This is a genomic window from Nocardioides sp. CCNWLW216 (assembly GCF_037120545.1).
Taxonomy (GTDB): Bacteria; Actinomycetota; Actinomycetes; order Propionibacteriales; family Nocardioidaceae; genus Nocardioides; species Nocardioides lianchengensis.
This window is the reverse complement of record NZ_JBBBBJ010000007.1, coordinates 149,058-163,417: the sequence shown is the minus strand read 5'-3', so window position 1 is coordinate 163,417 and position 14,360 is coordinate 149,058. Positions and strand designations below refer to the sequence as shown.

The window sequence follows — 14,360 nt, the reverse complement described above, 5'->3', positions numbered from 1 at the left end:
TCTGGACAGATGCCGCTCCCAGGCTTTTCAGAAGCCGATCCCGGGTTCGCTGCCGGGGCGCTCCGTGTGGTGAGCGGGGTGGTGAGCGGGGTGGTGAGCGGGGTGGTGAGCGGGATACCACGGCCGGCGCGTGCGGTTGTCGGACTCGTCGCGGTGTTGCCGGAAGGCGGCGGCCTGGACTGCTGCTCGGGGTCCGTAGCGGTCAATGTCGTCGGCGGCGCGGGTGGCCGCGTGGGCGGGTCCGAGGTCGGCGCGGTCGCGGTTGAAGACGTTGATCCATTGGGCGCGGGCGTCGGCGGCGGATTCGGCAACGATGTGGGCGGTGTTGCTGTGGCGGCCGCGGGTCATGCCGACGTACGCCGACGCGGCGCCCGTGGTCTCGCCGATGAGCAGGTGCGCGTGGTCGACGGTGTCGCCCTGGGCGCCGTGCACGGTGGTGGCGAAGGCGAGCTCGACGTGGCGTCGGGCGTACTCGGCGGGCAGCCTCCGCTCGCCGCACCGGCCGCGGACGAGGAGGGAGCCGTCGTCGCCCACGGCTGCGACGGTCCAGGTGTCGCGGTTGGCGACGCCCAGGTCGCGGTCGTTGCGGCGGGTGGCGACGCGGTCCCATTCGCTGAGTTGTTCGCCGGCGGACGTTGTCAGGGTCGCCGCTTCGGCTGACTCGACCGCGCCCTCGTCGGCGAGCCGTAGGTCGCGGATGGCGGCGTTGAGCAGACCCACCTGCTCGCGGGTGTCGGCGATGAGCAAGGGAGCCGCGCGGAGGTCGCCGGCGGCTGCCTGTGTGACGGCCGCGAGGCACTCGACGTCGGTCGGGTGGATGACGATCTCGCCGCGGTTGACGAGAGTGTCGAAGACGTCGCCGCTGCGTTCGCCGGTGCGCATCTGGAGGGTGAGGTCGGCGTAGGTGTCGTCGACGAAGCGGTGGACGGTGTCGAGCTCGACGCAGGCTTCGTCGGCGGTCCAACGGATGGCGAGGTCGAAGGCACCGCCGCGGCCGACGGCGGGCAGCTGGTGTCGGTCGCCGACGAGGGCGACGCGGGCGCCGGAGTCGTCGGCGACGGTGAGCAGTGCGCACATGACGTCCTGGTCGAGCATGCCGGCTTCGTCGACGAGCAGGACGTCACCCGGGACGAGCCGCGCGAGTGCGTTCGGGCTCGGGTGGTCGTCGGGGTCGAGACGGTGCCAGCGTCCGTCGTCGTCCCAACGAAAGCCGTGCTGGTGCACGAGCCAGGCGGCTGAGAAGGCGTCGCACCCGACCTGCTCCCCCGCGACCTGCGCGGCCTTGAGGGTCGGGGTGACCACGACCAGTCGGTGCCCTTCGCTGTCGAGACCCTCGCTGGCCGCCGCGAGGGTGGTGGTCTTGCCGGTGCCGGCCGCGCCCTCGACGACGACGAGTCGACCTGTGCCGAGGAGTGCGCCGACGACTGCTCGTTGGCCTTGGTCGAGCTGTCGCCGGGCGATGGCGGATCCGATCTGGGCTGGTGTCCCGGGGTCCTCGGAGCGGGCGACCAGGCGGGCGACGATGTCGGACTCGACTGCGAGGACCTCACGCGAGGTGAGCGCGCGGACGTGGTCGGGTACGTCGTCGCGCTGCAGGAGCGGACGCGACGCGGCGACCGCGCGAGCGGTGAGGTCCTCCCCCAGCTCGCGTCGTACGACGCCGTCGACGATCACCCCGACATCGGCGACGATCCGCTCGCACTCGCCACGGAGGTCGGCGGCGTTCCAGCTGGAGCGTCGAGCTCCGAGCCGCGCCAGCGCGAGCTCGGCCACGGCGTCGCGATTGATGCACGCGATCGGTGTCGCGGCCGGGATGTCCGCGACCAGGTCGGTGGGTGGCGTCGGTGGATCGAAGCCGAGGCCGCGCAGCTCGTCGACCCACCGCTGCGCGAGGTCGGCGCCGGATAACGGCACGACCTTGTCGGGACGCGCCTCCGCCCATGCTCGGCGATCCCATGCCTGTCGCTGGCGTGGTCCCGGATCGTGGCCGGGGTGGTCCGCGCGCCACGCGGCTTCGTACTTGTCGACGTTGCGGTTGATCTGCGCGGCGCGGGCGCTGAACCTGCCGGCGTACGGCGCGAGCTCGGTGATCTCGCCGGAGCTGGCGTCGAGGGTGTAGCCGTGCGCGGCGAGGGCGCGCCGAAACTCGGGGTCACAGGCCACGGCGGCATGCCCGATCCCGTTGATCGCCTCGATGCTGTCGACGACGCCGACTGAGTGCAGTCCGCGCCATGCGCCGTGGGCGAACACGCGCGCGTTGATCTGCAGGTGGAGGTGGCGGTGTGGGTCGCCGGCCCGGGAGGTGTGGTGTCGTACGACGGTTGCCTCGATCCGCTCGACCGGCACCTGCACCTGTCGTCCGCGCGGGCCGATGCGCGTCGTGGCGTGGTCGGCGACCCAGCTGATGATCTCGCCGGCGGCGCGTTCCTGGGCGGCGTCGTACGCGTCGGCGATCGCGGGGTGGATGGCTGCGGCGAGCGACCACGTCTTCGGCCCGTTGACTACGACCTCGACGAACCGGAGTCCGTGCTCGTCGGTGCGGAGCCGGCCCTTCGCAGCGCCGGTGGCGACGTCGTAGCCGGCGACCCATCGTTCGTAGCTGTCGCCGTCGAGTGTTCCCGCAACCTCGGCGCCGGCGTCGGCAGTCGGTGTAGCGACGTAGTGGGTGGCGAGTCCGGTGCCCTCTGCCAGGTAGTAGTCGTCGACGCGTGACCGGTCAGCCTCGACGTAGGAGCGTGCGGCCGCAGCGACGCCGCGGTAGAACTTCACCCCGCCGTGCACTCCGTCACTCACCGCCCGTCACTGGTCGTCACTTAGCCTCGAAATGGCGCTCGGCCCGTCCCAGGGGGAACGGGCCGAGCTTGTGATCTACGGACCTTGGTAGCATGCGTGCCGCAGAGTTCCTAGAGGCTTAAATGCCTTCAGGAGCTTGACGCCTCGGGTCCGTCATCGCTCGTCACTGACGGTGTGGTGTCCGGCCAATTTCTGAGATGTCGTGGTCGAGACGCTGTGCGTTCTCTTGCGACTGAAGCACTGTTCCCGACGATGAGCGCATGCGTCTGCGGCACGCCGGTACCTGTCGATTGTGTGCGCGCGAGCTCCCTGTCGCGTGCCGGGGCAGACAAGAGTCTCAACAGACCCCACACGCGACGGGGTGCCCTCGGGGCTGGGCTGTGGGTCTTAGGCGACGGTGACGTCGGGCAGGGCGTGCGTTCTGACGTCGTCGAGAATGGCCACGATGTCGTCGACCTGATCGTCAGTGAAGAGCGTGTCCGGACCGTGTGGGGCATGGTCGGTGAACGGCGACTCGTAGAGCCGCGCCACCTCCATCATCCCGTTGGCGGTCAGGTGCTCCACGATCAACTGGATGAAGCGAAGTTGGTTGGTCGAGAACGAGGTCTCGGAGAGGTAGCGGTCGAACGCAGCGGTCGCGGCTTCACGGTCCAGCCCTACTAGGGACCGGACGAAAAGGCCAAGACCGTGAGCTTCCTCGCGGGCCATGGCGATGTCGGTCTCGGTGCCCGCACCGGACTCCAGCAGCATCGCTTCTAAGGAGGTGAGGTCATCCTCGGTGAGCTGGAGGTTGCGGCGCAGCCGCTGCAACGCGAGGTGGTCCTCGTGATCGCGCAGGTAGGCCCGTGCCTTGGCGCGGAAACGTTCCCAATTGGTGCCGGGCACGACCCCCGGGAGGTCGACGATGCTGGAGTCGCCGAGCTCATCCTCGAAGTTGGAGTAGATGATGGCCCGCTTGGTCGAGTCGACGAACCGCACCAAGCCCCGGACTCGCCGTCGAGCCAGCTCGAGCATCGGCAGGGTCGCATCGACCCACCACTCGTCGCCCGCGAGTTCGTCGAGGAGCTGTTCCTGAGCCTTGACCGACGGGATGGTGGTCTGGCCGAGCAGGGCCGAGCTGATGTCTTGGACCTGCTTGCGCAGGCGTTCGTACGTGAGGGCGTCGCTCTCCAGTCGAGCGAGTTGGAGACGCAGGAGGATTAGGTCGAAGCGCTTTGCGTCCTCGTCCTCGTCGCGGTGTGCGGAGGGCAGCCCGGCTAGGTGGCGGGCGATGTCGCCGGCCTTGTCGGTGTCGAGGCGCTTCCACGAGGGCCACTCCGCGTAGGTCGCGACCCACTCCCGAGCTGGGCGGACCAAGAAGTTGTCGACGTTCATGCCGGCGACCACCTCGTGGAGCGACCAGGCGATGTCGACGCGTAGCCCGCGCTCCGACGTCTCGCCCTCCCCTACCTCCGGATCGTCCTCGGTGTCACCGGGGGTGTGGTCGAGGGCCGCGACCAGGCCGAGGCGGGCCTCGAAGAGGCGCTCGGCAAGGGACTTCTGCACCGAGCCGCCGACTTCGGGGAGGTCTTGGCTGAAGTACTCCAGGTTGCCGCAGACGTCGAAGACGTAGAAGTTCTTCTTGTCCTCACCAGGCCCGTACAGGTCGGGGCACAGGCGGGTGCCGCGACCGATCATCTGCCAGAACTTGCTCTTGGACCGGACGGCTTTGAAGAAGACGAGGTTGACGACCTCAGGGACGTCGATGCCGGTGTCGAGCATGTCGACCGAGATCGCGATGTGCGGCGCGTTGTCCTTGATCGAGAAGTCGTCGATCAGGGACTGGGCGTAGGTGACGGAGTGGGTGATCACTCGGGCGAAGGCGCCGCCGTGGTGGGGGTAGGCGAGGTTGAAGCGCTGCTCGATGAACTCGGCGTGCTTCTGGTTCTTGGCGAAGATGATGGTCTTGCCCAGGCGGTCGCCTCCGGCGACCTTGTGGCCGTCCTTCATTACGGCCGCCAGGACCTTGTCCACGGTGTCGGCGTTGAAGAGGAACCGGTTCAGCTCTTCGGCGGTGATGGCGTCGGGGATCTCACCGTCTTCGCTCCACTCGTAGGAGTCCCAGTCGTCCTTCTCCTCCTCGGAGAGCTCGTCGTAGCGGATGCCCTGGCGTAGGAACTTGGTGGACATGGACACCCCGACCGGGGGCACGAGGTTGCCCTCGGCTACGGCCTCGTCGAGGCTGTAGGCGTCGGTGGGGACGCCGTCCTCGAGGTTGAACAGGCCGTAGGTGTTGCGGTCGACCTCGTCCTTCGGCGTCGCGGTCAGGCCCACCAGGAGCGAGTCGAACCAGGAGAAGATCGCGCCGTACTTCTGGTAGACCGACCGGTGGGCCTCATCGATCACGACGAGGTCGAAGTAGCCGGGTCCGAACAGGCGTCGGCCGCTGTCGATGTCGTTGATGAGGTTGAGCATCGTGGGGTAGGTCGAGACGTAGACGCGGCCGTCGTTGTTCTTCTCGGTGACCAGGTTGACGGTCGTGACGTTGGGGAGATGGGTCTTGAACGCATTGGCCGCTTGACGGACCAAGGCGGTGCGGTCGGCTAGGAAAAGCACTCGCTTCACCCAGCCGGCTCGCATGAGCTGGTCGACCAGCGCGATGGTGACGCGGGTCTTTCCCGACCCGGTGGCCATCACTAGCAGAGCATCGCGCTGCTTGGCGGTGAACGCGTCCCCGACGGCGCGGATGGCGCGCTGTTGGTAGTGCCGCCCGACGATCTCCTTGGTGATCGTCGCGGTGGCCAGTGGCAGTCGAACGGTGCGGCGTCCCACCATGAGCTCGAGCTCGGCGGCGGTGAAGAAGCCCTCGACCTTGCGGGGTGGATAGCCGCTGGCGTCGTCCCAGAGCCAGGTCTGGTAGCCGTTGGTGTAGAAGATCACCGGGCGTCGGCCGGTCATCTGCTCGAGGCAATCGGCGTAGAGCTTGGCCTGCTGCTGGCCGACGGCCGGCTCGACCGTGGTGCGCTTGGCCTCGACTACAGCCAGTGGAAGACCGTCTGCGCCCCAGAGCACGTAGTCGACGTACCCGGTGTTCTTGTCGTTCGGCATGCCGATGACCTCGAACTCGCGGTCCCGGTCGTCGGTGAGGAGCCACCCCTCCTCGCGGAGCAGTTCGTCGATGATCAGCTCGCGGGTCTTGGCCTCGGAGTAGTCGCGCGTGTCCGGCAACGCGTTCGCGGCCTGAGCCGCCTTGATCTGCGTACGCAGCTTCTCGATCTCGGCGTCCTTGGCCGCGGCAAGGTCGTCGCGCTCAGCCAGCGCCTTGGTGTGCGCGTCGTCCTGAGCCTTGAACTTCTCTGCGAGCTTGACGACGTCGGCGCGGCTCAGCGGAGCGTTCTTGCCCGCCACCGACGGGTCGAACACTGCGCCGGTGGGGACGGAGGCGGGATCCGTGGAGTAGCGGAAGGCAGTCCACAACACGATGTGGTGAAGCTCCCTCAGGACGTCGACCGCTGCCTTCGCCGGGATCGGCTGGGTGTCGTGCACAGCCTTGTTGCCCAAGCTACGGATTAGGTTGAGCTTCTGCCCGATCCCCACACCGACCCGGTTGCGGAACTCTGCCTGGTTGATCCGAGCGGCCAGATCGTTCTTGTACGGCCCCGGCAGGCTATCCACGTCGTAGATCAGCCCGACCAGCTGCTCAGCAGCACGCCGCGCGTAGATGCACGCCGTGCGGGGGTCCGAGGCGAGGTACCCCTCTGCGCGCACGCAGTCCTGATGGACATGCGGCCACTCGGCCCTGACAAAGTCGAAGTTGCTGGTCACGGCTCTCCCCCGCATGAGTCGAGGCCCATCATGCACGTCAGCAGCGGTTGAAGCGGGGACATCTGGCAGATCTAAGACCACGATCCACGCACCCCGCTGCTCGCCCTCCCGGCCTGACGCTTGGACGCCGATCCGATCGACGCGTACGTCGTCAGCCTCCGCCCGGGCATCGATGTCCGACCGCTCGCAAGCACCCCCTCAGGGCCCCCACAGTGGACTTGATCAGGTCGTCCAGGTACGGCGCTGCCCGACGCCCTTGATCGGGCCAGGTCATGAAATCGAACTCCACCTGCACCCGGCACCGAGCCGGCGAAACGCACCCGGAGAACGACTCCCGGACCGGTCGCTTCCAGGACAGTTCGTTCGCGCCGACGAAGTAGCCGGTGGGCCGGCCCACCCCAGTGCATGCGGACGCGGAGAGAGGTTTGGACGCTGGATGAGGACCGACCCCTTTGACGCATGGGGCCTGAGACGATCGGACCCGCTTCATCCCTGGTCGCTGTCGAGGTCGAAGTGTTCAGCGAGTTGCTCGAGGGTGAACTCCTGGCGGAGCTTGCACGCGCTGTGCTGGCTGGCGAACATGCCTTTCTCCCAGAACCCAGCCTCAAGGGGCCGAGCATCGAGCCACTCGACCGCCACGACCCACTCGGCGTTGTCATCATCGGTCGCCGGGTCACCCGAGTAGGTGCCTTCCAACGGTTGGGTATCCAGCGGCGCCCAGTCGCCGGCCACCCGAACCTGGGCGTCCTCGAAACGCGAGGCGGGAGTCAATACCCGCCCTACCGCCACATAGCGCATCGGCGGCACGTTGACCCAGATGCGCGCGTCCTTCGGCAAGGAGCGCATGTCCTGCGACCACATCTTCCCGCCGCCCCCTGAGACGAAGCCGTACTGGCACGCGTCATTCCATACGCGGTCGCCGCCGCCGAAGGAGACGTACCAGTCCTGGCCGTTCCACGCGGCGCGCTTGCTCTTCTTGCTTCCCGTGGTCGCGGTCGGTGTCTCATCGTCCGACGCGGTCAGCCAGGAGCGGGCCAGGTAGCGACGGCCGTCGTCCTCGAGGTAGGAGAAGAAGACCGCGTTGACTGGCACACCGAAGTCACGAAGGTAGTTGACGATCCGCTCGGAGCTGGCGTCGAGTTCGGCAGCCACGATGGTGAGGCTGAGGTCGCCGTTCAGCTCGTCGGGCGGCGCGCTTCCGAAGACGTCCTCGAAGGCGGCCTCGAACGGCTGGTCGAGATGCTTAGTGGCCATGTCGATGATGTCGTCGCGGGACAGAGTCGAGGCCCACGAGCCGTAATCGAGCACCTGGGCAACGACCTCTCGTGGAGTCTTGTCGCGCTTGAGCTCCAGCAAGTTGAGATTGCCCTCGGCGTCGATCGCCAACAGGTCGAGACGTGACCCGTACGGCGTGATCACTTCGCTGCCGATGACAAGCAGGCGCTCCCCCAGCAGCGAAGGGTCGCGCTTGAGGAACTCGTGCAAGTCCTTCTCTGCGGGGAGCACCGAGGTCGTCAACGGCTTCGGCTCGTCGCCGTCGATGCGCCACATCCTCATCTCAACGGGCATCGGTCACAGTTCTCCTTTGAAAGCACGGGACTGGAGGGAGGCGAAGAGCTCTTCCATCTCGGCCAGTTCCCGCGTCGCTGCGGAACGCTGAGTCTCAAGCGCCGAGGTCGTTGCGTGAAGGCGAGAAAGGGCAGGGGGAGAAGGAACATGGATGGGATAGTTGCGCAGCTCGACTGGCGAAATGTGCGGGATCGTTGTCTCAGTCGGCCGGCAATGGCGTTGGAAGCTTGGGCTAGAGAGCGCGGCCCAGATCAGTCCTTGGAACTCCTCAGAGGATGCCCGGATGCGTGCGACGCGTTGAACCAGGAGCGATGGCAGATCAACTTTGGAGACGCGAGCCATCTTCTGACCTTCCGTGATCCATGGGCGGTCGAGTGCGAGCACGATGTCCCCCTCCGACAAAGCGAACCGGTCAAGCCCTCTGACTTCGTCGCTAGACCAGCACCGGAGATCACTCCAGTCGAGGCGTCCGGGAAGAACGTTGGCGCCGCGGCATAGGCGAACGCCTTCAGCGACGAACCTCGCGCTTGGGAAGGCGAACCCTGTGAGAACGTCCGCAATGTCACCGAGCACGGCATCAGAAGACTCGGCGAGCACGGGGCTTAGTGCCTCCGATGCGATCGACCTAGTAAGAGAGTCAAGGTGGGCGAGGCATTGGCGGCGCTTGGCGCGTAGGGCGTCGGCCTGGTCCAGGATCGCGGCGATGCGGCGCTGCTGGTCGAGGGGTGGGAGGGGCAGCGTGAGTGCCCTGAGCTTGGCGAGGTAGATCCCCGCCTGCGACGACTGATTGGTCGATCGCCGCATCTGCTCTTGAAAGTCACGGGACTGAGTGACATGGAGCAGGTAACGCCCGTCCAGGCGGGTCGCGCTAGGCCTGATGACCGCAACGCTTCGCTGGAAAACCGCCGACGGCCGTTCATCGAGTATCGCTGCTCGACCAATTGTCCCCACAATCGTCAGCAATACGTCACCTTTTTGCGGCGTCACACGCTTCTCGAAAGCGGACAACTCGGCCTCAGACGTGAAGCGATTCGTCTGCGTCAGCAGCCGGCCGCCTTTGACATTTTGGGCGCTCAGAACTGGGACTCCGGTCGGGGTTCTCAACGGCGACGCGTGAGTGCCGTCTGTGATGAGATCCGTAACCTCTCCCAGCGTCGCAACATTCACGAGAGCATGGCCCTTAGGTCAGCGATGCCCTGCTGGATCTCGGCGTCAATCTTTTCGAGGTCGGCGATGATGTCGAGGGGCGCCCGGTGTTCGATCTCGTTGTGGACGACCTCCTTGTACCGGTTTAGGGACAGGTCGTACCCCTGGGTGGCGATGTCGGCCTTGTGCACGCAGAAGCTCTGTTCGGTCCGGGCTCGGTCCCGTTCGTCGCCATCACGCTTCGCCCAGCGCGCAAGCACGTCGGGGAGGTTGTTAGCTTCGATCGGGTTGCGCTTGTCGTCCAGACTGAAGCCGTCTGCCTGGACGTCGTAGAACCAGACGTGGTCGGTGCCGCCGGAGTTGGTCTTGGTGAAGAACAGGATCGCGGTGGAGACCCCGGCATACGGCCTGAAGACGCCAGATGGGAGCTTGACGACGGCGTCGAGCTTCTGGTCCTCGACGAGGATGCGCCGCAACGCCTTGTGTGCCGTTGAAGACCCGAAAAGCACCCCGTCCGGAACGATGACGGCCGCGCGACCACCCGGCTTGAGCAGCCGGAGGAAGAGTGCGAGGAACAAGAGTTCCGTCTTCTTGGTCTTGACGACCCGCTGGAGGTCCTTGGAGGTGGACTCATAGTCGAGGCTGCCGGCGAACGGCGGGTTCGCGAGGATCAGGGAGTAGGTCCCCTCCTCCCCCGACGCCCCCTCGGAGAGCGAGTCGCGGTAGCGGATGTCCGGCTGCTCGACTCCATGGAGAAGCATGTTCATGCTGCCGATGCGCAACATGGTGGAGTCGAAGTCGTAGCCGTGGAACATGCTGTGGTGGAAGTGCTGACGCTGGACCGCGTCGGTCATCACGGAGGGGTGATGCTCGCGGACGTACTGAGCCGCCGAGACCAAGAACCCCGACGTGCCCGCGGCTGGGTCGCAGATCTCGTCGGTGGGTTGCGGGGAGGTCATCGCCACCATGAGGTCGATGATGTGGCGCGGCGTCCGGAACTGGCCGTTAGTGCCAGCGGTCGCGATCCTGCTAAGCATGTACTCGTACAAATCGCCACTGGTGTCGCGGTTGTTGATCGGCAGGTCATCCAGCAGATCAACGACCTTCGACAACAGAGCCGGTGTCGGGATGGTGTAGCGAGCGTCCTTCATGTGCGCCGAGTAGGTCGAGCCGTCACCGCCGAGCCTGCGCAGGAACGGGAAGACGCCCTCCCCTACGACCTGGTGCATGACCCCGGGCTCGAGGTCCTTGAACCTCGACCACCGCAGGTCGGCCTGCCCCGGCTGGAAGAGCGGGCTCTCGATTGGCTGGCCGGTCCGGTTGGCCTTCTTCTCTGCCAGCGTCTGAAGGTCGTCGAGGCGTCGAAGGAAGAGGAGGTAGGTGATCTGCTCGATCACCTCGAGCGGGTTCGCGATGCCGCCGGACCAGAACGCGTTCCAGATGTTGTCGATCTTGCTCTTGAGCTCCCCGGTGATCACACCGGAACTCTAGGCGGCGTCTCGGAGCCCTGCAGACGCAGCACGAGAGCCGCCCCGACTGGTGTCGGAGCGGCTCTCGTTCAAGAGGGCTGGCTCTCGGTGGCGTGACCAGCGCGACCGGCAATTCGGCGAAGATCTGCGCTGAATTCTGCGAAGACCTCCGACGGTGGAAGAGGTAAATCGAACCCACGTCCCACATGGGGTCACTTCTAGAGACCTCTGGGCGTCGGGCCGTACGACGCTCGGAGTTCATATCCGACACGGACGGTTGCCCTGGCCCGGGACACTGTGGCCATCAGGTGCAACTCATGACCAATTGGCAGGTCAGGAACTGCTCGGGTCGCTGTCTTTACCCCGGCGCGTCCGAAGCTGTGCTGCCCGGCTGCGCAGGTTGCCACCAGCGGCTCGGGCCCAGTCGGCGCCGTTCACTCCAACACGCATGGCCGACTTCACTCCGCCAGCGCCCTTCTCGAGCGCCTGAGATCGCACATCCGCGGCAGCCTCCGTCCATCGTCTGGCCTCGACAACGTCTCGGCCCTGCTCGACCGCGAGACGGGTCGTACAGGTCTTGGACCGACAGCGCAACAGCGTTGCTCGATGTAACGATCCTGCGCGAGGTACGCGGGTGGAGGAGCACCTTGCCGTTGGTGGTCGCCATGCCGGCTGCGGCGTCCATGCGTGCCGTCAGCTGCTCAGTGCTGTCGACGATGAGATTGGTCCGGTTCTGCCTGGCGGTATGGAGGGCCAACCGATGACGGTCGAGCTCGTCGGGGGCTGCGTCAAGCACTCGGTCCAGCTCGAGCACCGCGACGGCGTCATGCAACTGGAAGCACTTGGCCAAGACGGCCAGCCACTCCTCGTCCGTGATCTCTGCCCGCTTCGCAGCGTCGGCGACCACGTCAGTGTCGCGCTCGAGATTCGTCGCGAGCGCGTCGGAGCTGTCGCAAGGCGTATGCCTGAGTACTTGCGATCGTCAAGGTCGTTGCCTGCACTTTCGACCAGGTCGCCTCCGACACCCGACCAACCTGCCGTCGGATCATCAGCGCCTCCAGTACGACAAAGTCGACCCCGGCCATGTCAGCGTGCACAGCGACACTTCAATGTTCCCTGAATGTTCCCCGTCAGGGATTCGATTTGAGAAACATGCCTCTGACCTGCGGAAACGGGGTGGGCGATACTGGGTTCGAACCAGTGACCTCTTCGGTGTGAACGAAGCGCGCTACCACTGCGCCAATCGCCCCTGTGGTGCGGCGGGAACTCTAGCCCATCCCGGCCCGGCGCTCCCAAACGGGGGCGAACCGATCGGCGCTCCCGTGCGTCACAGGGATCATGACCTCCGCTGTCTCTGTGAGCCACGACGTGCTGTTGCGCTGCGCGACCCCGTCCGGCCGTCGTACGACGCTCGCCGCCACGCTGGCCTACGCCGAGCTCGACCCCTACGCCGTGCGGGTCGTCTTCCACAGTCCCCACGACGACGTCGCCTGGCTGGTCGACCGCGAGCTGCTCGTCGAGGGCCTGGAGGTGGTGGCCGGGGACGGGGACGTCCGGGCGCGGCCCGTGGCGGCGGGGATGATCGAGCTCCGGTTCCGCTCCCCCGCGGGCAGCCTGGTGGCACTGCTCTCCCGGACCGATCTGGACGTCTTCCTGGCTCGGACCCTCCATCTGGTCCCGCTGGGCGAGGAGCGGATCGACGCCGACGAGCTGCTGGTGGCCCTGCTCGCCTCAGAGGCCGAGTAGCTCCGGCTCCCGCGCCGCCCAGACCCGCCTCACCTCGCGGGTGACCGGGGCGGGCGCGGGCAGCTCGCGGTCGTCCCAGCGGCTCACGCCCTGAATGTCGCGGACCGTGCCGGCGAGGAAGACCTCGCTGGCCCGCTCGCGCACGTGGTCGAGCGGCTCGTCGAGCTCGCGGGCGCCGTACCACTCGAGGACCAGGGCCCGGGTCACGCCCGGGAGGCAGCCGGTCGCGAGCGAGGGGGTGCGGAGCTCGCCGTCGACGACGTAGAACACGTTGGCGGTGGTGCCCTCGCAGAGGTGGCCGGCCAGGTCGGCCAGCACCGCCTCCCCCGCGCCGCGCTCGCGGGCGTGGGCGAGCGCGAGGACGTTGTCGGCGTACGCCGTGGCCTTGAGCCCGGCCAGCGTGCTCCGCTGGTTGCGCGGCCACGGCGCAGTCACGACCGTCGTCGTGGCGGCCTGCTCCCCCATCGCTGCCGCGGTCACCGCCGTCTCGCCGGCCCCGGTGCAGGTGATCCGCAGCCGCCCCCGTTCGAGGTGCTCGGCGGCGAGGGCCGCGGCGACCTGGCGTCGTACGGCGTCCGCGTCGAGCGGGAGGCCCACCGCGGCCGCCCCGCGGGCCAGCCGCTGCAGGTGAAGGTCGAGCGCGAACGGCCGTCCCCCGACGACCTTGACCGCCTCGAAGACCCCGTCGCCCGCCGCGACCTGCCTGTTCACACCCGTCACTCTAGGAGTCAGGACGCCCTCCCTTCGGCCGGTGGCAACACATCCGTAACCCGGATTTGGCACGCCCCAGAGCGTGGGCTACTGTTCTCACGCACTCAGGGCCACGGCCCAGGGAGCAAGCGGACATAGCTCAGTTGGTAGAGCGCAACCTTGCCAAGGTTGAGGTCGCGAGTTCGAGTCTCGTTGTCCGCTCGGAGAGGTCTCTCTCTTGGTTTGACCTCCTAACGGTGGAGTGGCCGAGAGGCGAGGCAACGGACTGCAAATCCGTCTACACGGGTTCAAATCCCGTCTCCACCTCGGGCGATTGGCGCAGTGGTAGCGCGCTTCCTTGACACGGAAGAGGTCACTGGTTCAAACCCAGTATCGCCCACCAGAGATCGAAGGCTCCTGAGCTGCGAAGACGCAGATCAGGAGCCTTTTGCATGTGGACCACAGCGGTCCGAGTCATCGTCACGACTCGGTCGTCCCCGCGTCGGTACTCATGAGTCGTGCTCGTCGCGGTCCCTCTTCTGATCGATACCCGCACCGATGGCCACTCCGAGCGCGACGCCCGCCCCCATGAAGGCGACGTTGTCCAACAGCAGCCACCAGGCGACACCGATCGCGACGCCGATACTCATGCCGGTCCAGGCTGCATTCGAGTTCATCGCCGATCCCTACCCAGCGGCGCGGATCCTCATGAACACGAGAGCGCCCGCGTCGGCCTCCCCCTGCCGAAGCGGGCGCGCTCTCGCATGCCGGGGTCAGAAGCGATCCGCGAGTGGCGCGCGACGCAGGCGGCGATCAGTGTCGCGGTCGTCGGACCGGGGTATACGAGCACGGGTGACGCACAGCACTCTGGGAAGCGACCGGCTCGTTCTCCGCACTCCGCACGGCGAAGGCCTTCTCCTGCGGCACCTGCTGACGCGAGACGGGTTCGCGATCGAGGGCCCGTCGCCGTCGCCCGCCAATCGCCTCTCCATGCTTCACGTGGCGGTCGAGAGCGAGGGTCGGGCCGCCCGCGTGCGAGAGCTCGTCAGCCGTTGGGCCCCTGGGACCACCTACGTCGTCGAGGGCGTCGCTACGGGCGCCGCCTGACGGACGACCGACGAGTCCGGGTGGGCGGGGAGTCCG

General features: G+C 67.0%; 8 protein-coding genes and 4 tRNA genes. 4 read left to right on the top strand and 8 right to left on the bottom strand.

Features of this window, described 5'->3' with window-relative positions:
- Positions 1-27 precede the first annotated feature (27 nt).
- The 6 genes from mobF to V7S47_RS16960 all read right to left on the bottom strand — a co-directional run bounded on the left by mobF (position 28) and on the right by V7S47_RS16960 (position 12,030).
- Positions 28-2,793, bottom strand: a complete 2,766-nt coding sequence (gene mobF, locus V7S47_RS16985; RefSeq protein WP_336562679.1) for a MobF family relaxase — start codon at positions 2,791-2,793, stop codon at positions 28-30.
- 387 nt (positions 2,794-3,180) lie between these two features.
- Positions 3,181-6,597: a DEAD/DEAH box helicase family protein gene (locus tag V7S47_RS16980; RefSeq protein WP_336562678.1), complete on the bottom strand. Its 3,417-nt coding sequence runs from the start codon at positions 6,595-6,597 to the stop codon at positions 3,181-3,183.
- Positions 6,598-7,083: 486 nt separating this feature from the next.
- A complete protein-coding gene (locus tag V7S47_RS16975; protein ID WP_336562677.1) occupies positions 7,084-8,148 on the bottom strand; it encodes a hypothetical protein in 1,065 nt (354 codons plus the stop codon).
- A 21-nt stretch (positions 8,149-8,169) separates the two neighbouring features.
- Positions 8,170-9,333, bottom strand: a complete 1,164-nt coding sequence (locus tag V7S47_RS16970; RefSeq protein WP_336562676.1) for a restriction endonuclease subunit S — start codon at positions 9,331-9,333, stop codon at positions 8,170-8,172.
- Positions 9,330-10,790, bottom strand: a complete 1,461-nt coding sequence (locus V7S47_RS16965) for a class I SAM-dependent DNA methyltransferase (protein WP_336562675.1) — start codon at positions 10,788-10,790, stop codon at positions 9,330-9,332. Before V7S47_RS16965 ends, V7S47_RS16970 begins: the two co-directional genes overlap by 4 nt.
- Positions 10,791-11,958: 1,168 nt before the next feature.
- Positions 11,959-12,030: transfer RNA gene (locus tag V7S47_RS16960), tRNA-Val, on the bottom strand.
- Between the two features lie 107 nt (positions 12,031-12,137).
- On the opposite strand from V7S47_RS16960, the gene V7S47_RS16955 reads away from it, so the two are divergent.
- A complete protein-coding gene (locus tag V7S47_RS16955) occupies positions 12,138-12,527 on the top strand; it encodes an SsgA family sporulation/cell division regulator (protein ID WP_336562674.1) in 390 nt (129 codons plus the stop codon).
- On the opposite strand, the gene V7S47_RS16950 is transcribed toward V7S47_RS16955, so the two are convergent.
- Positions 12,513-13,238, bottom strand: a complete 726-nt coding sequence (locus tag V7S47_RS16950) for an aminotransferase class IV (RefSeq protein WP_336562673.1) — start codon at positions 13,236-13,238, stop codon at positions 12,513-12,515. The two genes, V7S47_RS16955 and V7S47_RS16950, sit on opposite strands and share 15 nt — an antisense overlap.
- A gap of 128 nt (positions 13,239-13,366) precedes the next feature.
- Between V7S47_RS16950 and V7S47_RS16945 the strand changes: the two genes are divergently transcribed.
- The 3 genes from V7S47_RS16945 to V7S47_RS16935 all read left to right on the top strand — a co-directional run bounded on the left by V7S47_RS16945 (position 13,367) and on the right by V7S47_RS16935 (position 13,620).
- Positions 13,367-13,439, top strand: a tRNA-Gly gene (locus V7S47_RS16945).
- A 34-nt stretch (positions 13,440-13,473) separates the two neighbouring features.
- A tRNA-Cys gene (locus tag V7S47_RS16940) sits at positions 13,474-13,544 on the top strand.
- Position 13,545: 1 nt separating this feature from the next.
- Positions 13,546-13,620, top strand: a tRNA-Val gene (locus V7S47_RS16935).
- A gap of 106 nt (positions 13,621-13,726) precedes the next feature.
- On the opposite strand, the gene V7S47_RS16930 is transcribed toward V7S47_RS16935, so the two are convergent.
- Positions 13,727-13,867 (bottom strand): hypothetical protein, encoded by a 141-nt coding sequence (locus tag V7S47_RS16930; RefSeq protein ID WP_336562672.1) that lies wholly within the window; start codon positions 13,865-13,867, stop codon positions 13,727-13,729.
- Between the last annotated feature and the right edge of the window lie 493 nt (positions 13,868-14,360).

Coding starts and splice junctions, on each gene's coding strand:
- V7S47_RS16975 (WP_336562677.1), bottom strand. CDS start 8,148: ATGTGGCGCATCGACGGCGACGAGCCGAAGCCGTTGACGACCTCGGTG.
- V7S47_RS16930 (WP_336562672.1), bottom strand. CDS start 13,867: ATGAGTATCGGCGTCGCGATCGGTGTCGCCTGGTGGCTGCTGTTGGAC.